This is a genomic window from Streptomyces sp. NPDC005070 (assembly GCF_053600395.1).
The window spans coordinates 1-23102 of sequence record NZ_JBSFZS010000059.1 but is presented as its reverse complement, the minus strand read 5'-3'; the positions used below and the strand labels follow the sequence as shown (position 1 = coordinate 23102).

Genomic DNA, 23102 nt, shown 5'->3' with positions numbered 1-23102 from the left:
CGGCTCAGCTCCCCGTCGGGCGCACCAGCGCCGCGGCCGTGCGCAGCAGGATGCAGATGTCCTGCCACATCGACCAGTTGTCGATGTACGCGTTGTCGAAGCGGCACCGGTCCTCGATCGAGGTGTCGCCGCGCAGCCCGTGCACCTGGGCGAGTCCGGTGATGCCGGTCTGCATTCGGTGACGGGCCGCGTAACCGGGGTAGGTCTGGCTGAACTTGGTCACGAAGTAGGGCCGTTCGGGGCGCGGGCCGACCAGGCTCATGTCGCCCCGGAGGACGTTCAGGAGCTGGAGCAGCTCATCCAGCGAGGTGCGCCGCAGGAACTGGCAGAAGCGGCTCATCTCCTGCTCGCCCGCCACGCTCCAGCGGGTCGCGGCCTCGTGCGCGTCGACCGGGCGGTGGGTGCGGAACTTCAGCAGCGTGAACGGCCGTCCGTCCTTGCCGATGCGCTCCTGCCGGAACACCACACCGGGCCCGTCGATCAGCCGCAGGACGGCCGCGAACATCAGCAGCAGCGGACTGACCAGCAGCAGCAGCGCGCCGGAGACGGCGACATCGAGGAACCGCTTCCCGAAACCGGCGCGCCGTCCGCCGACCGACAGGGGGCGGCAGGCGAAGCCGGCGAGCGTGTGCCCACCCGCGCGGTCGTACGACGGTGAGTCCGGGTCGACCTCCCACAGCGCGCAGCCCGCGAGGGCCAGCGCCCGCAGCATCGGCCCGCGCCGGCTCGGCGGCTCCACCACCAGCACCGCGCGCACGCTGTTCTGGATGAGCGCCCGCTGCACCTCCTCGCCGGCGGTGAGCACCGGCAGGACGTCGAGGCCCGTCGGCCGGTCGGCGACGACACCGACCGGCCGCACCCCGCAGTTCGGGTGGCGCAGGAAGGCCGCGGCCACCCGCTGGGCGGTCCCGGCGGGACCGATCACCAGGGCGGCGGCGGGGTGCCGCGCGAGCGCGCGGCGGCGCCGCCAGTGCACCGTGCCACGGCCGGCCAGGCTGATCACCGCCTGCGCGGCGCACCCCAGCACCAGCGTCCGGACCGACAGCGCCTCGTCCGGGACGAACGCGGCGAGGACGGCGGCCAGGGCGCACCAGGTGACCACGATCCGCGCGCAGACGGAGGGCAGTTCGTCGAGCAGGGCGGGCAGCGGCGCCGGCCGGTACAGGGAGCCCCGCGCGTTCAGTAACACCGCGCCGAGCAGCAGAGCGACGACGGCCGGCGGGTGCTGCTGGATCTCCGCGAGGGTCTGTCCGGCCGTCAGCGCCGCGACGGCGTCCACGGCGGCCAGCGGCCCCCAGGAGGCGCGACGGACGGTGCGCCGCTGTCCGGCCGGGAACCGGAGACCGCCGCCGGTCTTGCGCGACGGCAGGACCGAGAGGGATGAGAATCCGTACTCCCGGGGCTGTCCGCCGGGGGAGGGAACGGTGCTTTCCGCAGTCACGAGTGGATGGACTCCCTGCACTCGGTGTGGTCCGCGCACATGACGCCCCCGGCGTGCTGCGGCTGTCGCCCGGTCAGTAGTTCGCGGTAGACCCCCGCGACCGCGTCGGCCGTGAGGCGCACGTCGTGCGTGGTCAGTACGTGGTGGCGCCCCTGCTTTCCGAGCGACGCGCGCAGCGGGGCATCGGCCAGCAGCGCGGCGATCGCCTCGGCCAGCGGCGCCGGTTCCGGCGAGGCCACCAGACAGCGGGTGTCGTGTCCCGGCGGCAGGCTCTCGCGGGCGCCGTCCACGTCCGTCACGACGACCGGGCGCCCGCAGGCCATGGCCTCCAGCGGGGCCAGCGCCATGCCTTCCCAGCGGGACGGCAGCACGACCAGGTCGGCGGCCTGGTACCAGGGCACCGCGTCGGCGGCGGCGCCGGCGAACAGCACGTCACGCGGTGCCCCGGCGCGCAGCCGTGCCGCGTCCGGCCCGTCCCCGACGAGCACGAGACGCGCCGTGGGCACCCGCCGCAGCACCGCGGGCCAGGCGTCGAGCAGGATGTCCTGCCCCTTCTGCCGGCACAGCCTTCCCACGCACACCACCAGCGGAGCCGCCGGATCGACCCCGGCGAGCAGCGGCATTCCGGCCCGTACGGTGCCGGCGGCGGGGTGGAAACGCTCGGGGTCGACGCCGTTGGGGATCACCCTCCAGGGGGCGCGCACTCCCGCTCGTACGCCGGTCGCGCGCTCCGCCTCGCTGACGCACACCACCCGGGACGCCCAGCGGGCACCCCACCGCTCCCAGCGCAGCGCGAGGGCCGCGGCGGCACCGTCGACGGCCTCGAACGACCAGGCGTGCGGCTGGAACACCGTCGGCAACCGGCCGCGCAGCGCGAGCCGGGCCGCCAGTCCCGCCTTCGCGCTGTGCGCGTGCACCACGTCGGGCCGCACCCGCGCCAGCACCCGGCCGAGCCGGCGTACCTCCTGGGCGAGCTGCGGCCCCGGCGCCCGCGTCGCGTGCCAGGGGCGCACGTCCGCGCCGAGCGCCCGCACCTCACGGGCGAAGGCGTTGCCGTCGGGGCAGGCGACGGTCACTCGCGTCCCGGCGGCGAGCTGGGCGCCGACGAGGTCGGCGACCACGCGGGCGACTCCGCCGTCGACCGGCTGCGTGACATGAAGGACCCGCGGCGGAGGGTCTGTTGGCAGATGCATGCGCGGTTCCTTGCTCACGGGCGGCGCGCCGGGGCGCGCGTCACTGCTTCGCGTCGACGGCGGCGAGCAGTGCTCCGACCCAGGCCGCGTCCCGCTGCGAAACGATCCGGAAGGCCAACTGGTCACCCCTGCCGAAGATCTCCTTGCCGAGTCCGAGTGCGTCCGAGTCGTAGGACGGGACGGGCTTCGCGGAACTGCGGCACCTCGTGGCGGAGTTGGCGGGCCGCGCTCGGCCGGTGAGCGCACCGCCGGTGAGCTGCCTGCCGGAGAGCGGTCTGTCGGCAGGGGGCGCCGCGGACGCGGGGCCACAGGGTGCCCGGAAGGCGGCGGGGGTGGAGCGGCCCGCGATCGCACGGCGCAGCGGCAGGCCCGGGGAAGTTCGCATGACCGGCGGTGCCCTTTCGGGGAAAAGGTTCTGGACCAGCGGACGGACGGAAATCCGAGAATCAGACACGTGCGCTTCGGCTCCCCGCGAGCTGCCGGCGCCCCTCGACGCCCGCTTCCGGACGTCCTCGGAGAGCCCGACTTTAGCCGGTATCCCCATTTGTCGGTGAAAGCGACGATGTGTGTCGTATTTGGTGAAGCCCGGCCGCCCGGGACATCACCCCTTTGGAGGCACAACCCCTGTGAGCGCCGCGCGTTGAATCCAGAGCCGGGCATCCCGCCCGGATGTCGTTTCGATTTCCAAGGAGCACTTCTCCATGTCGCGTATCGCGAAGGGCCTGGCCCTTACCTCCGTCGCCGCCGCCGCCGTGGCCGGCACCGCCGGCATCGCCGCCGCCGACAGCGGCGCGCACGGCGCGGCCGCCCACTCCCCGGGCGTCCTGTCGGGCAACGTCCTGCAGGTTCCCGTTCACGTTCCGGTCAACGTCTGCGGCAACACCGTCAACGTCATCGCTCTCCTGAACCCCACGTTCGGGAACGCCTGCGTCAACGGCTGACGTCATCGCGGACCTTCCTGGCCGGCCGCCCTCCGGAAACGGAGGGCGGCCGGTCCGCGTCGCGGCCCACAGCGGCGGTACGGGATTTTTCCGCGCGCGGAGTTTCCGTCGCGTTCGGGGCTCGTTAGGCAGCGCAAAGGGGAATTCCCGCCGGCGGCATCCGTCGCCGAAGAAAGGAACACGATGAAGTCTCTCAAGGCCGCCGCCGTAGTCGCCGGGTCCCTCGTCGTCGCCGGTGCCGCCGCGCCCGCGTTCGCCGCCGGAGCCTCCGGCGTCACGCCCTCCAGCCTCAACGGCGCCCTGGAGACCGTCACCAGCCAGCGTTCGCTCAGCGCGCAGGACGTCCTCCCCCTGCAGCACCAGTCGAACGCGCTCGACACCGAGAGCAAGGACTCCGTGCTGAGCGGCGTGAACGGCGCGACGAAGAAGCTCAACACGGCCGCCGCCCCCGCGCAGCTCCTCGGCGGGCGTCCCCTTCAGGGTTAGTCGTATTCCGTTGTCCGCGTCCCGTGCGCGCGTGTCCTCCGCAATGCCCGCGGGCATTTCCCTAGGCTCTGGAGAAAATCTCCGATGAAAGGGCTCACAATGAACACCGCCAAGAAGGCCGCTCTTATTTTCGCCACCGCCGGAATGGCCGCGGGTGCCGCCGCGGGCAGCGCCGTCGCGGACTCCGGCGCCGAGGGTGCCGCGGTCAATTCCCCGGGCGTCCTGTCGGGCAACGTCGTGCAGGTTCCCGTACATATTCCGGTCAATGTCTGCGGCAACACCGTCAACGCTGTCGCTCTGTTGAACCCGACTTTCGGCAACGTCTGCCTCAACCACTGACACCGCACGGTCGATGTGCGAGAAGGGCCGATCTCCCGCGCGGAATCGGTCCTTCGAGCTGTTCGAGCCGCGTACCTCGTTCGTGTGGTCACGCCTCCGGACGTCCCCCGGGCGGGTGATTTCCGGGCAGAACCCGAACGGGCGCATCGATAAGGTTCCGCGGTGACCTCAACCTCAAGCGAAATGAGCCCACTTCGGGCTGCCGCTCTCGGCACGCTCGCCGTCATGGCATTCAGCGGAGAAGCCCCCGACGGCGACATGCCTTATCTCCTCGCCTACTCGCTGGGAGACGGCGACGGGGGCCCCGAGGGATCCGCGGCGGCCATCCGGCAGCTTCTGATCGACAACGGACTGCCCGTGGGCGACACGCTCATCGACGGATCCCGGCAGCCGAGCCTGCCCCTCACCCTGCTCGTCGAGGCCGGCCAGGCCGTCGTCAGCATGCCGCACCTCAACGCCCAGTGCGTCGCGCCGCCGGAGTGGCTCGCGGCGGTCGGCGAACGCGGCTACGCCTACTTCCTGTTCGCCACCCGCGCCTGGCCCGTGGCCCGGCCCGGCCACCCCGTGGCGCCCGAGGATCTGACGGCCTTCGCGGGCGACGAGGGGACCCTGCTCAGCGCGTCCCACGTGCTGCTGCCCGCGCGCAGGCTGCGCGGCTGATGACGGCCGCCGCGGGGCGGGGGACGGGCGGCGGAGGCGACGGCACGGGCGGGCGCACCGCCGGCAGCGGCCTTGCTTTCGCGGTGCTGCTGATGATCACGGGGGCGGCCGGTCTCCTCGCAGCGTGGGTCATCACGATCGACAAGTTCAAGCTGCTGGAGAACCCGGACTTCGTCCCGGGGTGCAGCCTGAACCCGGTGGTGTCCTGCGGCAGCGTCATGAAGAGCGAGCAGGCGTCGGCCTTCGGGTTCCCCAACCCGATGCTGGGCCTGGTCACGTACAGCGTGGTGATCTGTGTCGGGGTCGGTCTGCTGACCGGTGCGCGATTCCCGCGGTGGTACTGGCTGACTTTCAACGCGGGCACGTTGTTCGGCGTCGGATTCGTGAGCTGGCTCCAGTTCCAGTCCTTCTACCGGATCAACGCGCTGTGCCTGTGGTGCTGTCTGGCCTGGGTCGCCACGATCATCATGTTCTGGTACGTCACGTCCTTCAATGTGCGGAACGAATTCCTGCCCGCCCCGGAATGGCTGAAAGTATTCCTCGCGGAGTTCACCTGGGTTCTCCCGGCGCTGCACATCGGCGTCATCGGAATGCTGATCCTCACCCGCTGGTGGGATTTCTGGACGAGCTGAATCTCCCTATCGGACGACTAATGAATCCGTCGGGGGAATCTTGAGCTGATGACGGCCCGGAATCGTTACGTGGTACGGACGCCGATCCGCCGAACCTTGAAAGGGACCGCACCTGAGATGAAGCCGACCACACGAGGCACGCTCGCAGCCGTCATGACCGGTGTGGCCGCGGCGGTGGGTGCCGCCTCCGCCGCGCCCGCCGTCGCGGCCGGCACGGTCCCGATCCCGGTGCCGTTGAACGGAGTCGAGCAGTCCCTCGGTCTGAAGGCGCCCAGCGTCTCGGGTGAACTGCCGTTGCCGCTGCCGGGCCGGCTGGAGGGACCGCGGTACGTCGAGGGACGGATGATCCCCGATCGGGCCGTGCCGCAGGTGCCGCTCAGCGGCGGGATGCCCGGAGCGCAGGTCCGTACGCCGCTGCCGCACATCCTCGGCGACGGATCCGACCACCTCGGACTCTCCGCTCCCGCGGCCGGCCTGCGGGCGCTGACCCCCGGAGCGAATCTGGACACCCCCATCGGCATGCCGAACCCCGACCACCTCGGCCTTCCCGGACTGAGGCCGCCTCAGGCCGCCGTGCTCGCCCCGCTGCTGAGGACGGTGCCGGAGGCGAACCTGGAGATGGGCTCCGGTTCCTAGCCCGTTCCGTCCGGCGGCGCGGTCCCGTGAGTCCCGGCTCGGGCCCGCTTCCGGCCTCCGGGGCGTCTGCCAGGCCCTCGGCCCGCCGCCGGGCTTCCCGAAACCGACCGCTACAGCATGAGTTCGTCGAGGAGAGAAGCATGTTCGCCAGGTGGATGCCCGACAGAGTACGGAGGCGCGGGCGGGGCGGCCGGGTGCCGGACGCCCCGGCGCGAGGCCGCGGGACGGAGCGTGTGGTGGGCGGACTGGCGCTCACCCGGCGTGGCGCGATGCGGGGACTGCTCGTGTCGGCCGTCGGGGTGGCGCTGGCTCCCGTCGTCGCGGCTTCACGGCCGCCGCGCCGCCGCACCCGGGACCGCTCCTTCGACGAGATGTACCGCGGCCGGCACATCCTCGGTACACGCGGCGGCTCCGACGGCCGGGCCGCGTTCGCCGGCGACGAGTGGCAGGTCACGGTGGACGGCCGTCCGCTGCATCTGATGCGCCGCGCGGACGGCAGCTATCTGAGCATGGTGGACCACTACGAGTCGTACCCGACACCGCTGGCGGCGGTACGCGCGGCCGTGGAGCAACTGGGCCCGGCCGAGCAGCTCAGGAGCATGAAGGGCGGGGCGGGCGGCGCCGGCGGGCGGGCGATCGGCACACGCAACGGCGGTACGGAGGGGAGCGGCCACCACCATGGTGTACACGCGTAAGAACGTCAGCACCCTCACGAGCTCGGAGCGCCGCCGTTTCGTCGCGGCGATGCTGGAGGTCAAACGCCGGGGAGAGTACGACGAGTTCGTCCGCCGGCACATCGACTACTACGTCGCCGACGGCGACGGCGGACTGCGCGCGGCCCACATGGCGCCCTCGTTCCTGCCCTGGCACCGATGCTTCCTTCTGGACCTGGAGCAGGCGCTGCAGCGCGTGGACTCCGGCGTGAGCGTGCCGTACTGGGACTGGACGCGGGACCGCACGCCGGCCTCCGCGCCGTGGACCGGGGACCTGCTCGGCGGCGACGGCCGTCGTTCGGACCGGCAGGTCATGACCGGACCCTTCGCCTACGCGCAGGGCAAGTGGACGGTCAAGGAGGGCGTGACCGACGGCGCGTTCCTCATGCGTGAGTTCGCCCGCCCGCGCAAGCCGATCCAACTTCCCACACGGGCCGCGCTGGACGCGGCCCTCGCCGACCCCGTCTACGACACGGCGCCCTACGACTCGACGACCAGGCGCGGCTTCCGGAACCGGCTTGAGGGGTGGGGGCACGGGACGGGGAACGCCACGTGGGAGAACCACAACCGTGTCCACCGCTGGGTCGGCGGCCACATGCTGGGCGCCGCCTCCGTCAACGACCCGGTCTTCTGGCTGCACCACGCCTTCGTCGACCTCCAGTGGTCCCGCTGGCAGAAGAAGCACGGAGGCGCCCGCTATCTGCCCGAGCGTCCCCCGGGGGCCCGCGACTCCCAGTACCGGCGCATCGTCGCCCGCCACGAGAAGATGCCCCCGTGGGGCGTGACCCCGGCCTCGATGGAGGATCACACTCACATCTACCGGTACGCGTAGCGGCGGTTTCCGGAGTGCGTACCGGCATCTACTGGTACACATAGAGACATCTGCCGGGACGCGTGGCCACGCGTCCCGGGAAGGGCAAGGCCCCCGGCGGTGACGTCCCGCCGGGGGCCTCGCGCACGTGCTGACTACTGGCTCAGTTGCCGTAGCCGCGGACCTGGTGGTGCTTCTTCACCTCGTGGTGCTTCTTCTTGCCGTGGTGCTCCTTGAGGTGACCACCGTCGTTCACGCAGGTGTTGCCGAACGCGGGGTTCAGCAGGCCGACGATGTTGATCGTGTTGCCGCACACGTTGACCGGCACGTTGATCGGGGCCTGGATGACGTTGCCCGACAGGACACCGGGCGAGCCGACGGCCCCGCCCTGGGCGCCGGCGTCAGCCATGGCCATGCCGGCGCCGCTGAGGGCCACGGCACCCGTGCCCACGACGACTGCGGCGGCCTTCGCGATGCGAGACATCACGTTCTCCTTAGATCTCGACGAGTGCGATGGCTCGGACGCGACCGCACTTCCCCTTCAACGCGTCTGTCCACACCTGGTCACGGGCGTTCCGCCAAGGGATCACTGTTCGAACAGGGGAGTGAGGGAAGGCTGTTCGTCCAGCTCGGGCGGCCGGGCGACGGAGCGGGGACCGGACGGGGGATCAGGCGAGGGACCGGACGGGGGAGCGGGCGGGCGCGGTCAGCCGAGCCGGCGCAGCGGTGTGCCCGCCAGGAACGCCTGGATGTTCTCGACGGCCGCCCCGTAGTACGTCTCGTAGTTGGAACGCGACACATAGCCGAGGTGCGGGGTGGCCAGCAGGCGGGGCGCCGAGCGCATCGGATGGCCGGCGGGCAGCGGCTCGGTGTCGAACACGTCGACGCCCGCTCCGGCGATACGCCCCGCGCGCAGCGCGGCCAGCAGGGCGTCCTGGTCGACGATCGCCGAGCGCGAGGTGTTGACGAGGTAGGCGGTGGGCTTGAGGAGGGCCAGCTCGGCGGCGCCGACGAGCCCCCGGGTGCGGTCGCCGAGCGCGAGGTGCACGGAGACGAAGTCGCTGTCCGCCAGCAGTTCCTCCTTGGAGGGCGCGAGCTCCACTCCCACCTCCTCGGCCCGCTCCGCGGTGAGGTTCTGGCTCCACGCGCCGACCCGCATGCCGAAGGCCAGCCCCACCTGGGCCACCCGGCCGCCGATCTTGCCCAGCCCGAGCAGACCGAGCCGCCGTCCGTACAGATCGGCGCCGACGGTGCTCTGCCAGGGACCACCCTCCCGCAGGGAGTTGCTCTCCGTGACGATTCCCCGCGCGAGGCCGAGCAGTAGGGCCCAGGTCAGCTCGACCGGGGGCGTCGAGGAACTCGGCGTGCCGCACACGGTCACCCCGTGCGTCTCGGCGGCGGCGTAGTCGATCACCGTGTTGCGCATCCCCGAGGCGATCAGCAGCTTCAGCCGCGGCAGCCGCGCCAGCAAGGACGCCGGGAAGGGCACGCGTTCGCGCAGCGTGACGACGATGTCGAAGTCGGCCAGTGCGGCGGCCAGCGCGTCCTCGTCATCGAAGTGCCGGTCGAAGCCGGTGACTTCCACGGTGTCCGCGACGGGCGCCCAGTCGGCGATCCGGGTCGCGACACTCTGATAGTCGTCCAGCACGGCACAGCGAAGACGCATTTCGGGTCCCTTCAGGCTCAGCCGGACCCTACCCGAGCGGTGTGCTGGAGAGCCCGGCGGACCACGACCCGAGGACCGCGTGGGGAAGCCGCGACGGTCACTCCCTCCCCATGGCAGTATCTGGGCACTATGAATGCGTCGCCGGCGGTACGGAGTCTGCGCGCCGCGGTGTTCGCCGTGCTCTGCGTGCTGCTGGCCGCCGGGGGGCACGCGCTCGCCACCGGCCAGGCGCCGCCGCTCTACGCGGAAGGCGCGGGACTCCTCGCCGTCTTCGCCGTCGGCTGCGCGCTCGGCGGCCGCGAACGGTCCCTGTCCGGGATAGGCGGCGCCATGCTCGTCGCGCAGGCCGGACTCCACCTCGGCTTCGAGACCGCCCGTCCGCGCATGACGATGAACATGCACGGGATGCACATGGCGCACCCGGCCGCCCACGCCCTGACCCCCCACGCCACGACCGCGCACGTCGCCGCCGCTCTGCTGGCGACCTGGTGGCTGCGGCGCGGCGAGGCCGCCCTGTGGTCCCTGCTCCGCCGCGCCGTGACGTTCGTGCCGGGGCTCGCCGCGTGGTGGAGGTCGAGGACGGGTCCGCCCCCGGTACGGCCGTACGAGAGTGCCGCGGGCCGGACACCCGCCGAACCTTGGCCGCTCGGGCGGACGCTGCTGCGTCACGCCGTCTCGCGCCGGGGACCGCCGCCAGGGCTCGCCCTCACGCCCTGACCACGTATCCCCATCAGTACGGAGTTCCCCGGATGTCCCCGATCAGCACCACCCTGCGCCGCACCGGCACCCTCGTCGCCCTCACCACCGCTGGCGTCCTGACCGCCGCGGGCGCGGCCTTCGCGCATGTCACGGTCCACCCCGAGAGCTATGCCAAGGGAGCCACGGACGGCCTCCTGAGCTTCCGCGTCCCCAACGAGGAGGACACCGCCAGCACCACCAAGGTGCAGATCTTCCTGCCCACCGATCACCCGGTCGTGGGTGTCCTGGTCACCCCGCAGGCGGGCTGGACCGCGAAGGCGACGACCGTGAAGCTGAAGAAGCCCGTCAAGACGGACGACGGCACGATCACGGACGCTGTCTCCGAGATCACCTGGACCGGCGGCCGGATCCGCCACGGCGAGTTCCAGGACTTCCAGGTCGCCTTCGGCCAGCTCCCGGACGACGTCGACCAGTTGACCTTCAAGACCCTCCAGACCTACTCGGACGGCAAGGTGGTCCGCTGGATCGAGCAGTCGAAGAAGGGCGAGGAGGAGGCGGAGAGCCCGGCTCCGGTGCTCGCCCTCACCGCCGAGGGCGCGGGAGAGGAGCCCGCCTCGGCCGGGACCGGGGCCTCCGGCTCCGACTCGTCGTCGTCCTCCTCGTCCTCCTCGTCCTCATCCTCGGGCGCCGAGGAATCGACCGCGAGCGCCAAGAGCAGTGACTCCACCGCACGCGCCCTGGGCACCGCGGGCCTGATCGTCGGAGTTCTCGGTCTGCTCGCGGCCGCGTTCGCCGTCGTACGGGTCCGGAACACCCGCTCCTAGCCCGCCGCTGTCGCCGCCCCGTCAACTCCCGTCGGCGAGGCGGCCGACCGCGCGGGTCGCCCCCGGCGCTATGCGGCTCGTCCCTGTGGTCGGCCTCGGCATCCCGCGGCTCGACCCCGCGAGACGCCGAGGCCGGATCAGGCTGCCGGCCCGTCAGACCCGCGACGGTGCCTGCTCAGGCCTGCGGTGGTGTCGGCTCAGCTCTGCACTGGTGTCTGTTCAGACCTGCAGTGGTGTCTGCTCAGACCTTGGGCGGTGTCTGCTTCCTGCCGAGGAGCACCATCACGGCGCCCCCGATCACGACGAGGCCGATGGCCGCGCCCGCGATGATCGGAGTCAGTCCGGAGCCGCCGGTCTCGGCGAGGTCGGTGCCCCCGCTGGAGCCTCCCACCGACGCCGGGCTCGGCTCGCTGAGCGTCTGGGTCGAGATGTCACTCGTAGCGCCCTGGGTCTTGCAGTCCAGCACGCCCTTGAACCGCTTCCCGCCGCTGTCCGTGCCGCCGATCGTGAAGTCGTAGGCCTGGTCCTCCTGCAGCGGGATGGTGAGGGTCTCGGATATCCCGGCCGCGACCGTGTGCTCGTCGCCCATCAGCTCGAACGTGAAGGGCGCGTCGCCCTTGTTCGCCACCGTGATGTCCACACCGCCCTTGGCGCAGTTCGTCTTGGCGGACAGGGCGGGTATCGCACCCCTGGCCGCCCAGTTCGCGCTCGCCGTCGCGGAGACGGTGGACTCGCTGGAGCCGGCGAGGATCTGCGTCTGGCTGCGGGTCTCCGAGGTGAAGGCACGGCCGACCGGCACGGTCGTCGAGGCCTGCACGGTGAGCGAGGTGGAACCGTCCGCGCCGTCCTCGGGCACGTCGAAGAAGAGCCGGCTGCCGTCCGCCGCGGAGGTGACCGCCCTGCCGTCCTTGTCGACGACCTTCACTCCGGCGGCGGCGATGCCCGTGGGCGGGGTCACCGTCACGCTGCCCGCGTTGGTGTGCACCGTGACCGGGCCGAGCCGCTCACCGGGGTGGCCGGACACCGCGGCCGGGGTGAGCGTCAGCGAGGCCTCGGGCTCCGGCAGGTCCCGCGCGCTCTTCTCCAGGTAGTCCGCGAGCTTCTCCGCTTTCGGGTCCGCGGCGTCCACATCGGCGCCGTCCGAGTACCGCCAGATCGCCACCTGGGTGCCGGCCGCCGCGTCCTGCTCCGTGAGACCGGTGACACCGGCCTTCCCGGCCAGCGCCGCCAGGTCGTTCACCTGCGGGTAGGAGTTCTCGAGGATCCAGCGGATCTTGCCCGCGTCCTTGTTGCCGCTCAGCGATGTGCCGTTCCAGGAGGTCTCCTGATACCGGGCGTCCCGCTGGGTCGGGTTGTGGAGGTCGATGCAATAGGTCTGCAGCATGCCGCCGTTCTCGACGGTCATCTCGAACAGTCCGGCCGAGACCCAGGAGTCCTCGCCGTTCTCGTGAATGACCGCGGAACCGTACGTCTTCAGGTCCCCTAGCGTGGCGCTCGCTCCGGCCTGGCTCTGCGGTATCTCCTCGGCCTGGGCCGTGCCGGTCGCGGCGACCGTCCCCGCGGCGGTGAGCCCCCACAGCAAGGCCGCCGCGGCGAGACGAGCTGCCCCTCGCCTGCGTGCTGACAACACAGAGAACGCAGAAGACACAGAATTCCCCTTCGCGCAGGACCCTTTGACATGGGGGACGGTCCCGCCAGCAGAATCAGAAGCCCCGAGAGCTATGTTCGGCATCCTAAAGAAGCGCCGCATCGCTCCTGTTGGTCATGTCGTCCGGCAACCGATCCGACTCGGAATCGTTATCGCGATCACTTCCGTGAACTGCACTTATCGACAAATCCATAACGGCTGTTCGCCATGTATTTGTCGATAAGCCGCAGTTCGGTCAGATCGATCTCTCCGCTGACATCACGTCACCCCGGCTGGTTCCGGACGCGGTTGGGAAGCTCCCTCCTGCGGGGTGTCGGGGACCGATTCCCAACTGGGCTCGGGGCGCTGTGCCGCAGCCGGCTCACCCTCCTTGGACGGACGCCGGAAGGCCGACGTACCGCGCGAGAGGTCGTGGCCGATCGCCACCGCGTCGATGTCCGCCGACGTCCAGCTCTGCCCGTCGCGCGTCTCGGTGCGCACCTTCAGCCTGCCCTGCACGATGACCGGATCGCCCACCGAGACCGAGGCCCCCACGTTCGTCGCGAGCGCGCGATTGGCCCACACCGTGAAGAAGTTGGTGTGCCCGTCCGTCCACCCGTTCTTCTCGCGGTCCCAGTACCGCGAGGTCACCGCCAGCCGGAACCGCGCCGACGCGCCGTTCGCCAGGTCCCGGTACACGGGCCGTGTCGCCACGTTGCCCACCGCGCACACCATCGTCTCGTTCATCGTCAATCCCTCCCGTACGGATGCGTCTGCCGCGGCGACCGCATGCGCTGCGATCGCCGCGAAATCAGACTGCCTCCGCCGGGCCGGGCCCGCTGGGCGCTGTGGGCCGACGGACGGTTGTGGAAAACCGCGTCACCCGACCGGGTCACCGGACCAAGTCACCGGACGGGGTCACCCGACCAAGTCACCGGACTTGGGCACGCGACGAGGTCACCGGACTTGGGCACCCACCGTCGCCGTCCCCGCCGCCACGGTTCCGAGGACCCGCCCGTACTGCTCCCGCACCTCGCGGTACCGCAGCAGCTCCGCCGCCACCGGATCCAGTACCCGGGCTCTGCCGCACGCGGCGGACGCCTCGCGCAATCGTCTCTCCGCTTCCAGGCCGTAGCGCCGGGCCGGCCCGCGGGCCGCCATTCTGCTGGCCCACTCCACGGCCGGGCCGCCGACGATGCCCGACACCATCAGCAGCACCGGGACCCCGAGGTTCGGGGACATGACCCCGATGATCTGGCCCACCAGCCAGAGCCCCCCGATGACCTGGACGATCGTCATGGCGGCCTGTGCCAGTACCGCGACGGGCCACCAGCCCGGCCGCGGCGGCCGTCCGGCCGGTGCCGTCGCACGCGCCGCCATGTCGTCCAGCGACTCGGGCAGCCCCTGCGCGCCCCGTACGGCGGCCTCGCGCACCGCCTGCGCCCAGGGCGAGGGCAGCCCGTACGCGGCCCGTTCGGCGACCGTCCGTACCGCCTGTTCGACCCGCTGGCGGGCGGTGGCCTCCTCGTCCGCGGGAGCGCGCACGGGCAGCCGCCCGGTCGGGGGTTCGCGCCGCTCCAGATACCAGCGCCACAACCGCAGCCAGGGCGTGCCGCAGGCGCGGTTCGCGTTGCGGCGCCAGGACCGCTCGGCGGCCTCGCCGGTCGCCACGGCGCCGACCGCGTCCGCGAGCCGGTCCGCGAACTCGTCCCGCGCCTCCTCGCTGAGCCCGACCCGCCGTCCCGTCGCGTAGATGGGGCGCAGCCGCGCCGCGGCCGCGTCGAGATCGGCCGTGATCCGCCGTGCGGCGGCCCCCCGCTCCGCCACGAACTGGCCCAGACACTCGCGCAGTTCGGGGACCCCGGTGCCGGTGAGCGCGGACAGCGACAGGACGGTCGCGCCCGGTTCCCCGTACTCGCCGAGCGCGACGCCGTCCTCGTCCAGCAGCCGCCGCAGATCGTCGAGCACCTGGTCGGCGGCCTCGCCGGGGAGACGGTCCACCTGGTTGAGGACCACGAAGGTGACCTCCGCGTGCCCGGCGAGCGGCCGCAGATAGCGCTCATGGAGGACGGCGTCCGCGTACTTCTCCGGATCCACCACCCAGATGACGGCGTCCACCAGCCGGAGGACCCGGTCCACCTGCGCGCGGTGCTGGACGGCCGCCGAGTCGTGGTCGGGCAGGTCGACCAGGACCAGGCCGCGGAGCTGTGCCTCCGCCTCCGCGCTCTGCAACGGACGTCTGCGCAGCCGCCCCGGGATGCCGAGCCGGTCGATGAGGGTGGCCGCGCCGTCGCTCCAGGTGCAGGCGATGGGTGCCGAGGTGGTCGGCCTGCGGACGCCGGTCTCCGAGATCGCCACGCCCGCGAGCGCGTTGAAGAGCTGGGACTTGCCGCTGCCTGTGGCGCCGGCGATGGCGACGACGGTGTGCTCCCCGGAGAGCCTGCGGCGGGCCGCGGCCTCGTCCAGGACCCGGCCCGCCTCGGCGAGAGTTCCGCTGTCGAGACGGGCGCGGGACAGGCCCACCAGTTCGCGGAGCGCGTCCAGACGGGAGTGCAACGGCCCGTCGTACGCGAGGGGGGCGGGCACCGCCGGGACGGCGGCCTTGGCATCCAGCGACGGCGCCTGGTAACGGGCCGCGGCCGCCTCCGTCACGCGCCGCGCGATGAGGCCGTCGTCCCAGACGGGGCCGTCCTCCGCGCGTGTCGGGTCGTCGCCCTCACCACGCGCGTGGGACGCCGCTCCGGAGGCGTCCTGAGAGGCGCCCCGCCCGGTCGTACCGTCGCCCCGCGCCGCCCGTCCGCCGCCGCCCGCCCGGTCGCCCCCTCCGGCTTCCCCTACGGCCTCTCCGGCGCCTTCCAGGGGCCGGGCCCCGGAAGGGGCCGCACCGGCCGCACTGTCGTCCTGGCGCCTGTCCTGAGAGCTCCTGGTGGCCCCGGTCGACCTGTCGCGTTCGCCGCGGCCGTCGCGTTCGCCGCGGTCCGTGCGGTCGGTGTCCTCGTCGCGCGAGGCGCCCGAGGCGCCCGCCTGGGAAGGGGCGTTTTCGCGAGAGGTGGCGTTTTCGCCCACGCCGTCCCCGGGCTGGTCCTCTGCGGGAAGGCCGTCCTCTGGACGACCACCTCCGGGGCGCCCGCCTCCTGGCCCTCCGTCTCCGGACCCTCCGCCCCCGGGGCGTCCGTCTCCGGGACGGTCGGCTTGATCCGTGTGGTCAGTGACGGCAGTCACCGCGGTCACCTCTCCTTCTGCAGTACGGACAGCGCGGCGATGAGTTCGGCCTGGGGTTCCGGATGGACGTCGAGCGCTTCGAGGGGAGCGAGCCGGCGCTCGCGTTCGGTCTGCAGGGCCCTGTCGACGAGGCCGGTGAGCAGCCGGCCGCCCTTGTCGCGCAGCCGCAGCGCGCCGTGGGCCCCGATCCGCTCGGCCAGTCCCTCGCCCGCGCTGCGCGCCCTGCGGCCGCCCAGGAGCGCGGTGGCGACCAGCGCGGCCACCACCGCGGAGTCGGGCGCGACACTCTTGTCGAGGTCGCGCACCTCGTCCTCGGCGTACTCCTCCAGGACGCGCCGCCAGCGCCGTACGGCCAGACCGATCCGGTGCTCCGCGCTCTCCAGCGCCGGATCACGGTCCGTCAGCCCCTGAGCGCCCGAGGCCGGTTCACGGCGCCAGGCGTCGTCCACGCGTTCGTCGGCGGCCGTGACGGAACACAGCAGCAAGGCGGACAGGCTCTCCACGAGCGCGTCCAGCAGTTCCTCGGCGGTGCAGTCGAGGGGGTAGGCGCGCCAGCGCTTGAGGGCGTCCCCGGAGAGCACGGCCCCGGCCTGCAGGCGCCCCTTCGCGCGGGCGTGCTCGCTGTCGTACGCCCCGTCGACCGCCGCGGTGAGCCGTGTCGCGGCGGCGTACTGCGCGGCGGTGGCACTGGCCAGTTCCGGCATCCGCGCCTTCAGCGAGTCGAGGACACCGTGGGCCGTTCGGGCCATGGCCCCGTGACGGGCTCCCGGGTCCTGGACCTGGTGGGTGAGCCACGTACGCAGCGGGGCGACGGCCGTGGCGGGCAGCAGACCGCCGCCCCAGGCCGACTCGGGCAGCTCGGGCACGGTGAAGCGGGGCACCTCACCGAGTCCGGCCTTGGAGAGCAGCGCGCCGTACTGCCGGGAGACCTCGGACACCACCTGGTGCGGCACCCGGTCCAGGACCGTCACCAGGGTCGCCTTCTGCTCCTTGGCGGTACGCAGCAGATGCCAGGGCACGGCGTCCGCGTACCGCGCGGCCGTCGTGACCATCACCCAGATGTCGGCAGCGCAGATCAGTTCGGCGGCCAGCACCCGGTTGTCGGCCACCAGGGAGTCGACGTCGGGCGCGTCGAGGAGGGCGAGGCCGCGGGGGAGCGTGTCGGCGGTCTCGATCCGCAGTACCCGCTCGCCGCGTTCGGTGGCGGAGGGAAGATCGTCGCCGGATTCCCGATGGGGCATCCACACGCGCGTGAGCTGGGGCAGCACACGCATGCCGCTGAACCAGTGATGGTCCTCCGGATGGCATACCAGTACCGGGGTACGGGTCGTCGGGCGCAGTACGCCCGCTTCGCTGACCCGGCGTCCCACAAGGGAGTTGACGAGGGTGGACTTGCCGGCACCGGTGGACCCTCCGATGACGGCGAGAAGGGGTGCTTCGGGTTCTCTCAACCGGGGCACCAAGTAGTCGTCGAGCTGTGCGAGCAGTTCGTCGCGGTTGGCACGCGCGCGTGGAGCCCCTGCCAGGGGCAGCGGAAAGCGTGCGGCGGCGACACGGTCGCGCAGGGCGGAAAGTGCGTCGAGCAGCTGAGGCCGTACGTCCAAGGTCACCACATGCGAAGAATGCCCAATTTTGGAGTCTTTCTGAAGCATATGAGTATGTCTGCGCGCCGACAGGACACACGGGGCGGAAGGGATGACTGGGGCGCAGGCATAACGAGTGCACAACACCCGATGCGCGAGACGCCAAAAGCGGTGCACGATTCGTACCCGCCTGCGATTATCAGGACCGCTTCACGCAACCTCCACATCGAGCCACGGAGGCGAAGCGCGAGGGACAGGGAGGCGGGAGCCCTATCCTTGTCCCCGGCAAGGTCACGGATCCGCCCACACCCGGGCACCAGGACACAGGCCGACACACCCGGCCCCCGTAGCTCAGTGGATAGAGCAGGCGCCTTCTAAGCGCTTGGCCGCAGGTTCGAGTCCTGCCGGGGGCGCCAGTCTCCGCCCTCCCGTTCGGGAGGGCTTTTTGCTGGTCGGAGCAGGTTTCACTCGATACAGCTAAGCCCCGAACACTTCCCCGATGATCAAGGGAAGGGTCCGGGGCTGTCCGGTCGGCACCGGGTTTTCGCGGGTGGCCTGTCGAATACGTGTCGAAGTTTTCGCCGAGGAGCCTCAGCCCGCGTCGGGCGGCTCGGGAAGATCTCCCGCGGCTTCGAGGCGCCGTTTCAAGTCAGGGAGCTGTCCCTCGACGCATCGGGCGTAGGTCGCCAAGAGCACCGGCACACTGTTGCCGGCCCAGTCCGTCACCTGGGCGGGCGGGATCCCGTCGTTGAGCCACTTGTTCAGACGCGTGTGCCGGTTGTCGTAGACCAGCCTTCCCGTGGGCGAGTCGAAGACGTGCGGGGCAGGACGGCCTTCCGCGCGCCGCGCCAGGCCCGCCGGATGACGGAACCGGCGAGAATGCCACCCGTCTCCCCCTGGAACAGAAGATCCCCGGGCTTCGGCCGCTTCTCCTCGATGTGCTGCCGAAGAACGCGTCAAGGCGGGATGCCTGAGGTCGCCGTTCGGGAGCTTGATGCAGCGCGGCGCACGCCTCTTGGCCCGCCAGTCGTAGAAGGTGGACCGGGAGATCTTCAGCTCTACGCAGACTTCGGCGAGTGTGAGCTTTTCTTCTCGCGGTCCTCAGCCGCAGGAAGCGGTGCCGTTCAGGCTGCGGATCAGGGGTGGAGTCCCGCTCGATCTCTGGCGCCGGAACGGGAACCGCGGCGGCCGGCCGAACCGGCTCCAGGTCCTCGTCCTCGGAAGAGTGCGAGTGGGCGAGGAGAGTCCCGGCAAGGTGGGCGAGGTGGATCTCGCGTGGATCGCAGCGGACCGCGGATTGGCCGCAGCCCAGCAGTCTGGCAACCCGGCTGTGACCGGCTCCCTCTTCCGGTCCGTAGCTCACTGCCTCCTGACAACGGGCCCGACTCCGCCGTGCAGCTCGTAGGCGATGCAGCCGACTACCTTCGGCCCGGACTTGCCGACGCCACCCCTGACTTCCTGTCGATCTACGGAACGCTCGTCCTCGCCGGATCGATGGCGGGGGCCCGAGCCGATGACCGCTCGACCGTTCGCGAATTCCTGGCAGAAGCGGATCAGGCAACTCGCAGACTTGGGCGGGACGCCAGTCGCATGTGGACCGCTTTCGGTCCGACGAACGTCGACATCCATCGCGTTGCGACCGCGGCGGAGCTGGGGGACATGCAGGTCGCTGTCGACCTGGGCCCGCGGATCGACACCAGTGGTTTGCCGGCGGAGCGGCGGACACGCCACAACATCGAGGTGGCTCGCGCGCTCAACGCACACAAGCGCATCGACGACGCGGTGACGATGATTCTTGAGGCTGAGTCCTGGGCCCCTGAGCAGGTACGAAGCCACTACCTGGCACGAGAACCGGTCCTCATATGGATCCGGAATCACCGAAGGCGACCGAGCCCGACCATGGCTGGGCTGGCCGATCGGCCACACGTGGTCCGAGAATTTCTGACGGGGTGTTGGTTGGCTCAAGCGAACGGCGTGGCCGAGGACCACACGCCGAACCACTGCTCAGCGCCGTACTCCTCGAACCGCTCCACCTCTGTGAACCCCAGCTTGGCCGCGAGGCGCATCGAGCGGTCGTTGGCGGTCTGGGTGCAGAGCACCACCGGCTCGCTGGGGAGGGCGTCGGTGAACCAGTCGAGTGCTGCTGCACACGCCTCGGCGGCGTACCCGCGTCCCCACGCTTCCGGCAGGAACATGTAGCCCAGTTCGGCCTCTCCGGCATCCGGACGGACGTGACCGGGACGCGCTGCGTCGCGCCGATCGAGCGTGATCATGCCAATCATCACTCCGTCGAGATCGATCACGAAAAAGCCAGGGCGCCGCCCGGGCACCTCAGGTGCCGTGCGCTCGAGCTCATCACGCGGTCGAGAGCCACCGATGTAGGTGCCCACCTCTGGCGAGGCGAACAGCTCGATGAACGCCACACGGTCGTGGGCCTCGGACTTGCGGAGCATGAGGCGTTCGGTCCGTATCGGGGCAGGTGGCCAGGCGGCGGGTCCTAAATCAGTCATGGCGGGCAACGTATCGCACGCCCATGAGAGTCATCCGAACGAGAAGGCCTAGTCGGCCGCCGCCAGACGGTTGAGAACTTCCGTGGGGGTGAAGTCCCAGCCGACCAGGCGCGGCCCGCTCCAGTTGATGCCGATCTTGAGTCCATCGTAGGCGTAGTCGGGCAGTTCGCGATCGCGCCAGGTGTCCAAGGGCATGAATTCAACTCGTAGTCCATGCCCCCAGATCTTCGCTGCCCTCTGGGCGCGGGCCGAGGTCGACCAGAAGGGAAGACTTCGCGTGCCGCCTGCGGAGAGATGGGTCGGCATTCCGTCGTCATCCCGGACAAACCAGACCACTCTGCTCTGGCTGACGTCTCGGAAGAATGCCGCCGCTTGCGAACCGCTCTGACTCATGGCCGCTGAGCCTAACGGTCCCCGCCACTCATTTCGTTAGGGGTTCTAACTGGGTAGGCTCGGCTGCATGGCGGCAAACGAGAACGAGTCGAAGATGGTGCATCCGCGTATGGCTGCGGGTGCGCTTTCCTTTGATGTCGAAGGCCGCGTTCTCATGGTGGAGCCCACGTACAAGAATTACGGGGACATCCTGGGTGGGTACGTCGAGACCGGTGAATCGCCGCTTCAGGCTGCCGGCCGCGAAGTACACGAAGGGCTGGGCAGTTCGCGGGTGCCCGGTCGCCTCCTGGCCGTTGACTGGGCACCGAACGGCGCCGAAGGCGGCAAGGTGTTTGTACCTGCTCGACGGCGGCAAGCTCCCGCAGGAAACCGTGCAGGGGATCCGCCTTCAGGCAGAGGAGCTGAAGGCCATCAGGTTCGTCCCCGCGTGAGATCGCAGATCGCATGATCCCGCGACTGGCCCGGCGGATCCTGGCAGCGATTGAAGCCCGCGTCGAGAGCGCTCCGGTCTACCTCGAGCACGGCCAGGCGCCGGGCAAGCAGGTGGCATAGCGGTGGCGGGGAGAACCCCAAGCACTCGGTGTCTGTCGCGGGGGTCGCCGTTCGCGGGGACGGCAGGGTCCTCGCCATCCGTCGCGCGGACAAGGGCGCCTGGGAGCCACCCGGCGGATTCCTGGAACTGGATGAGGAACCGCAGACAGGCGTAGCGCGCGAGGTCTTGGAGGAGACCGGAATCAGGGTCGCCGTCGGTGAACTCACCGGTGTCTACAAGAACATGACGCTGGGAGCGGTGGCCCTGGTCTTCCGCTGCGAGCCATCGGCCGGCACTGAGCGCACGTCCAGCGAGTCCACCGCCGTTGCATGGCTCACGCCCGACGAGGCTCAGGAGCGCATGGCCGAGGTCTTCGCGATCCGAGTCTTGGATGCCTTGAACGGCAACGGGCCGCGGGTGCGGAGCCACGACGGGAAGTGCCTCATCTCAGCGGGATAGAACCTTCTCTACCTTCATCAAGCCCCGGCTGCGCTCCGCTCCGCCGGGCGCGCTCTCGGCTCCGCTCGGGGCGCCGCTCCTGCCTTCGGCCCGCTCCGGCGGGCTACGCCGACGCGCGCCCTGATACGAGTTCGCCGGCGGCAAGAGGTCAGAACGCATCGTGGCTGGGGCGGTCGGCTCCGCGGCTTTAGGCAGCCACTTTGGCGCGAGCCTCGAAGATCATGGCCCCAACGTCGTGCTTTACCGGGCAGGTCCACAGACTGCCCGACGCGCCGGAGGCTTCGGGGCCATGATCACTCGCGCCAAAGCAGCTCCAACCCAAAGCCGCTACGCCGACCTCCGCTGTACGGTGCCCCCGTGAACGAAGAGAACGAATGGGGGCTGCGACCTCTCACCCCAAGCGAGGCCAACCGTCTTGGGGACCTCGCCGAGGCTGTGAGGGAGGATCTGGGCCGATTCGGGCTAGCCATGTACAACCGTGAGGCGCCGGATTGGGAGACGGCGGATGGCGGGCTGGAAATCGAAGTAGACGCGTTCGACGATGCCGCGGGCGGGATCTGGCTCCACTGGACGGTACATCCTGCTCTCCGTCTTGCAAGCCGTGAGGCTCATCAGAGTGGGGAGCCGAACGATTCAGTGATCCGGGTTGTGGGGCACGTTCACGAACGGATGGCGTCAGCGATCCTGTCTATGTTGAAAGCGCTCGGATACGTCGCCGAGGACAGTGACGATGACTATCGCCCCTTTGCGATCAAGGTTCTCTCTGGACCCCGCTGATCCCACGGCCGTGCCCCTCGCGTGCCCCACCGAGCGGGGGACCACGGGGAGCCCGTGCCACTCTCGTGTCAGAGCGGGCGGGGCGTCAGGGGGAATCGCGGTGTGCAGGGGACGCGCCGCCAATCCATCCGAGGCTGGGAATCCGCAGGTCACGCCGCAGACCGCCTCACCTCGCTCCTAAAGCGGTGATTGTTCACCCGGCCGACGCACTCCAGTGCAAGCCACCAGCGTGCCAGCGTCTTCGGTGAGGAAGAGCATGAAGATCCATGCTCGATCGACCGCCGTGATCTGTCCGAGGTGGACCGGTTGGCCATATCGGTCAAGGAGCTGTACCGCTCGTTCCAGCCCCAGAGTCTCGATACCCCTTCGCCGCGTGTGATGAAGCCTTCGGGCATAGATCCGGGCGAGCCGCTCTGAGGGAACCGCACCATCCCATACAACGTGCGTAGCGTCGGCGCGGAGGGCCGCCAGAGCCGCCATGGATGCCTCGTCATCACCGACCAGCAGTCGCATCAACAGATGCCGTTCCATGGTCACCTCCGCCGGGATCCTGCAGTACAGCAGTCAAGTACAGCAACCACAGCAACCGGCCCCGCCCGCCAGTGGCCCTTTCAGGACTTGGGGTGACCTGAATGCCCGCCACTGACCGATCCGGCTAGAGCTACGGATCAGAAGACCTCGCGCCCCATCCGTGCCCGGTCAGGCGGGGAGTCCCGGGGAGCGATGGACACGTACGGACACCGCACTGCATGACGGCCCCTGACCGTTTGCCCGGCCAGGGGCCTTTCACCTGCGGTGGGTGTGGGATTTGAACCCACGGTGACTCGCGCCTCGACGGGTTTTCAAGCCTGTTGCGGCGGTGGGACGTTACTGATTCGATCCTCGAATGACAGAGATCAAAGAGCCCTGGGGGCTCAGCGTGCTCGGTGCAGGGCACGTGTCGGCGGAGCCCCGGCTC

The 23102-nt window shown here is 70.7% G+C and carries 24 protein-coding genes and 1 tRNA gene; 14 read left to right on the top strand and 11 right to left on the bottom strand.

Translation table 11 applies throughout. The annotated features are described in order from the left end of the window. Nucleotides 1-4: 4 nt before the first annotated feature. Genes ACWEBX_RS21045 through ACWEBX_RS21035 form a run of 3 tightly spaced genes read right to left on the bottom strand, consistent with a single transcriptional unit; the run spans nt 5 to nt 3019 of the window. Nucleotides 5-1441 (bottom strand): exopolysaccharide biosynthesis polyprenyl glycosylphosphotransferase, encoded by a 1437-nt coding sequence (locus tag ACWEBX_RS21045; RefSeq protein ID WP_451886352.1) that lies wholly within the window; start codon nt 1439-1441, stop codon nt 5-7. Further along, nucleotides 1438-2634: a glycosyltransferase family 4 protein gene (locus tag ACWEBX_RS21040; protein ID WP_451886351.1), complete on the bottom strand. Its 1197-nt coding sequence runs from the start codon at nt 2632-2634 to the stop codon at nt 1438-1440. The genes ACWEBX_RS21045 and ACWEBX_RS21040 overlap by 4 nt, the downstream gene beginning before the upstream one ends. 40 nt (nt 2635-2674) lie before the next feature. Next, the gene (locus tag ACWEBX_RS21035; protein WP_451886350.1) at nt 2675-3019 is read right to left on the bottom strand and encodes a hypothetical protein; all 345 of its coding nucleotides are present in this window, start codon (nt 3017-3019) and stop codon (nt 2675-2677) included. A 316-nt stretch (nt 3020-3335) separates the two neighbouring features. On the opposite strand from ACWEBX_RS21035, the gene chpG reads away from it, so the two are divergent. From chpG to ACWEBX_RS20995, 8 genes are all read left to right on the top strand, one after another. Next, complete coding sequence (chpG, locus tag ACWEBX_RS21030; RefSeq protein WP_451886349.1) at nt 3336-3575, top strand: chaplin ChpG; 240 nt, start codon at nt 3336-3338, stop codon at nt 3573-3575. Between the two features lie 183 nt (nt 3576-3758). After that, the gene (locus ACWEBX_RS21025; protein WP_451886348.1) at nt 3759-4061 is read left to right on the top strand and encodes a hypothetical protein; all 303 of its coding nucleotides are present in this window, start codon (nt 3759-3761) and stop codon (nt 4059-4061) included. A gap of 99 nt (nt 4062-4160) precedes the next feature. Further along, entirely contained in the window at nt 4161-4400 is a 240-nt protein-coding gene (locus tag ACWEBX_RS21020) for a chaplin (RefSeq protein WP_451886375.1), read from the top strand. Nucleotides 4401-4562: 162 nt separating this feature from the next. Then, nucleotides 4563-5060: a DUF5949 family protein gene (locus ACWEBX_RS21015; protein WP_451886347.1), complete on the top strand. Its 498-nt coding sequence runs from the start codon at nt 4563-4565 to the stop codon at nt 5058-5060. Then, nucleotides 5060-5692 (top strand): vitamin K epoxide reductase family protein, encoded by a 633-nt coding sequence (locus tag ACWEBX_RS21010; protein ID WP_451886346.1) that lies wholly within the window; start codon nt 5060-5062, stop codon nt 5690-5692. Before ACWEBX_RS21015 ends, ACWEBX_RS21010 begins: the two co-directional genes overlap by 1 nt. 117 nt (nt 5693-5809) lie before the next feature. Beyond that, nucleotides 5810-6328 (top strand): hypothetical protein, encoded by a 519-nt coding sequence (locus ACWEBX_RS21005; RefSeq protein WP_451886345.1) that lies wholly within the window; start codon nt 5810-5812, stop codon nt 6326-6328. Between the two features lie 155 nt (nt 6329-6483). Beyond that, entirely contained in the window at nt 6484-7023 is a 540-nt protein-coding gene (locus ACWEBX_RS21000; RefSeq protein ID WP_451886374.1) for a tyrosinase family oxidase copper chaperone, read from the top strand. Then, a complete protein-coding gene (locus ACWEBX_RS20995; RefSeq protein WP_451886344.1) occupies nt 7007-7873 on the top strand; it encodes a tyrosinase family protein in 867 nt (288 codons plus the stop codon). The genes ACWEBX_RS21000 and ACWEBX_RS20995 overlap by 17 nt, the downstream gene beginning before the upstream one ends. A 142-nt stretch (nt 7874-8015) precedes the next feature. Here the strand turns inward: ACWEBX_RS20995 and ACWEBX_RS20990 are convergent, their stop codons facing one another. Continuing rightward, a complete protein-coding gene (locus tag ACWEBX_RS20990) occupies nt 8016-8336 on the bottom strand; it encodes a chaplin (RefSeq protein WP_451886343.1) in 321 nt (106 codons plus the stop codon). A gap of 222 nt (nt 8337-8558) precedes the next feature. Continuing rightward, nucleotides 8559-9518: a D-2-hydroxyacid dehydrogenase family protein gene (locus ACWEBX_RS20985; protein WP_451886342.1), complete on the bottom strand. Its 960-nt coding sequence runs from the start codon at nt 9516-9518 to the stop codon at nt 8559-8561. A gap of 129 nt (nt 9519-9647) precedes the next feature. On the opposite strand from ACWEBX_RS20985, the gene ACWEBX_RS20980 reads away from it, so the two are divergent. After that, entirely contained in the window at nt 9648-10235 is a 588-nt protein-coding gene (locus ACWEBX_RS20980; protein WP_451886341.1) for a hypothetical protein, read from the top strand. 32 nt (nt 10236-10267) lie between these two features. Beyond that, nucleotides 10268-11041 carry a YcnI family copper-binding membrane protein gene (locus tag ACWEBX_RS20975; RefSeq protein ID WP_451886340.1) on the top strand — a complete coding sequence of 258 codons (774 nt, stop codon included), beginning with the start codon at nt 10268-10270 and terminating at the stop codon, nt 11039-11041. A 241-nt stretch (nt 11042-11282) separates the two neighbouring features. Here ACWEBX_RS20975 and ACWEBX_RS20970 read toward each other — a convergent pair whose 3' ends face one another. The 4 genes from ACWEBX_RS20970 to ACWEBX_RS20955 form a co-directional block, all read right to left on the bottom strand. Further along, a complete protein-coding gene (locus tag ACWEBX_RS20970) occupies nt 11283-12773 on the bottom strand; it encodes a Cys-Gln thioester bond-forming surface protein (protein ID WP_451886339.1) in 1491 nt (496 codons plus the stop codon). 174 nt (nt 12774-12947) lie between these two features. Further along, nucleotides 12948-13415 (bottom strand): single-stranded DNA-binding protein, encoded by a 468-nt coding sequence (locus ACWEBX_RS20965; protein WP_451886338.1) that lies wholly within the window; start codon nt 13413-13415, stop codon nt 12948-12950. A 210-nt stretch (nt 13416-13625) separates the two neighbouring features. Continuing rightward, nucleotides 13626-15899, bottom strand: coding sequence for a GTPase (locus ACWEBX_RS20960; RefSeq protein WP_451886337.1), 2274 nt, complete (start codon nt 15897-15899; stop codon nt 13626-13628). Next, a complete protein-coding gene (locus tag ACWEBX_RS20955) occupies nt 15896-17503 on the bottom strand; it encodes a dynamin family protein (protein ID WP_451886336.1) in 1608 nt (535 codons plus the stop codon). Before ACWEBX_RS20955 ends, ACWEBX_RS20960 begins: the two co-directional genes overlap by 4 nt. A gap of 310 nt (nt 17504-17813) precedes the next feature. On the opposite strand from ACWEBX_RS20955, the gene ACWEBX_RS20950 reads away from it, so the two are divergent. Beyond that, a tRNA-Arg gene (locus ACWEBX_RS20950) sits at nt 17814-17889 on the top strand. A gap of 1545 nt (nt 17890-19434) precedes the next feature. Here ACWEBX_RS20950 and ACWEBX_RS20945 read toward each other — a convergent pair. Together ACWEBX_RS20945 and ACWEBX_RS20940 are read right to left on the bottom strand one after the other, a co-directional pair. Further along, nucleotides 19435-19983 carry a GNAT family N-acetyltransferase gene (locus ACWEBX_RS20945; protein ID WP_451886373.1) on the bottom strand — a complete coding sequence of 183 codons (549 nt, stop codon included), beginning with the start codon at nt 19981-19983 and terminating at the stop codon, nt 19435-19437. Between the two features lie 48 nt (nt 19984-20031). Further along, nucleotides 20032-20376 carry a DUF2750 domain-containing protein gene (locus tag ACWEBX_RS20940; RefSeq protein WP_451886335.1) on the bottom strand — a complete coding sequence of 115 codons (345 nt, stop codon included), beginning with the start codon at nt 20374-20376 and terminating at the stop codon, nt 20032-20034. 67 nt (nt 20377-20443) lie between these two features. Between ACWEBX_RS20940 and ACWEBX_RS20935 the strand changes: the two genes are divergently transcribed. The 3 genes from ACWEBX_RS20935 to ACWEBX_RS20925 all read left to right on the top strand — a co-directional run bounded on the left by ACWEBX_RS20935 (nt 20444) and on the right by ACWEBX_RS20925 (nt 22144). Then, on the top strand, nt 20444-20824 hold the full coding sequence (locus tag ACWEBX_RS20935) for an NUDIX domain-containing protein (protein WP_451886334.1): 381 nt from the start codon (nt 20444-20446) through the stop codon (nt 20822-20824). Between the two features lie 132 nt (nt 20825-20956). Next, on the top strand, nt 20957-21367 hold the full coding sequence (locus tag ACWEBX_RS20930) for an NUDIX hydrolase (RefSeq protein WP_451886333.1): 411 nt from the start codon (nt 20957-20959) through the stop codon (nt 21365-21367). Nucleotides 21368-21724: 357 nt separating this feature from the next. Then, entirely contained in the window at nt 21725-22144 is a 420-nt protein-coding gene (locus ACWEBX_RS20925; protein ID WP_451886332.1) for a hypothetical protein, read from the top strand. Nucleotides 22145-23102 lie beyond the last annotated feature (958 nt).

Excerpts from the sequence above, each read along its gene's own strand:
- ACWEBX_RS21040 (WP_451886351.1), bottom strand. The coding sequence starts at position 2,634 with ATGCATCTGCCAACAGACCCTCCGCCGCGGGTCCTTCATGTCACGCAG.
- ACWEBX_RS21035 (WP_451886350.1), bottom strand. The coding sequence starts at position 3,019 with ATGCGAACTTCCCCGGGCCTGCCGCTGCGCCGTGCGATCGCGGGCCGC.
- chpG (WP_451886349.1), top strand. The coding sequence starts at position 3,336 with ATGTCGCGTATCGCGAAGGGCCTGGCCCTTACCTCCGTCGCCGCCGCC.
- ACWEBX_RS21025 (WP_451886348.1), top strand. The coding sequence starts at position 3,759 with ATGAAGTCTCTCAAGGCCGCCGCCGTAGTCGCCGGGTCCCTCGTCGTC.
- ACWEBX_RS21020 (WP_451886375.1), top strand. The coding sequence starts at position 4,161 with ATGAACACCGCCAAGAAGGCCGCTCTTATTTTCGCCACCGCCGGAATG.
- ACWEBX_RS21010 (WP_451886346.1), top strand. The coding sequence starts at position 5,060 with ATGACGGCCGCCGCGGGGCGGGGGACGGGCGGCGGAGGCGACGGCACG.
- ACWEBX_RS21005 (WP_451886345.1), top strand. The coding sequence starts at position 5,810 with ATGAAGCCGACCACACGAGGCACGCTCGCAGCCGTCATGACCGGTGTG.
- ACWEBX_RS21000 (WP_451886374.1), top strand. The coding sequence starts at position 6,484 with ATGCCCGACAGAGTACGGAGGCGCGGGCGGGGCGGCCGGGTGCCGGAC.
- ACWEBX_RS20995 (WP_451886344.1), top strand. The coding sequence starts at position 7,007 with ATGGTGTACACGCGTAAGAACGTCAGCACCCTCACGAGCTCGGAGCGC.
- ACWEBX_RS20990 (WP_451886343.1), bottom strand. The coding sequence starts at position 8,336 with ATGTCTCGCATCGCGAAGGCCGCCGCAGTCGTCGTGGGCACGGGTGCC.
- ACWEBX_RS20985 (WP_451886342.1), bottom strand. The coding sequence starts at position 9,518 with ATGCGTCTTCGCTGTGCCGTGCTGGACGACTATCAGAGTGTCGCGACC.
- ACWEBX_RS20980 (WP_451886341.1), top strand. The coding sequence starts at position 9,648 with ATGAATGCGTCGCCGGCGGTACGGAGTCTGCGCGCCGCGGTGTTCGCC.
- ACWEBX_RS20975 (WP_451886340.1), top strand. The coding sequence starts at position 10,268 with ATGTCCCCGATCAGCACCACCCTGCGCCGCACCGGCACCCTCGTCGCC.
- ACWEBX_RS20970 (WP_451886339.1), bottom strand. The coding sequence starts at position 12,773 with ATGCCGAACATAGCTCTCGGGGCTTCTGATTCTGCTGGCGGGACCGTC.
- ACWEBX_RS20965 (WP_451886338.1), bottom strand. The coding sequence starts at position 13,415 with ATGAACGAGACGATGGTGTGCGCGGTGGGCAACGTGGCGACACGGCCC.
- ACWEBX_RS20945 (WP_451886373.1), bottom strand. The coding sequence starts at position 19,983 with ATGACTGATTTAGGACCCGCCGCCTGGCCACCTGCCCCGATACGGACC.
- ACWEBX_RS20940 (WP_451886335.1), bottom strand. The coding sequence starts at position 20,376 with ATGAGTCAGAGCGGTTCGCAAGCGGCGGCATTCTTCCGAGACGTCAGC.
- ACWEBX_RS20935 (WP_451886334.1), top strand. The coding sequence starts at position 20,444 with ATGGCGGCAAACGAGAACGAGTCGAAGATGGTGCATCCGCGTATGGCT.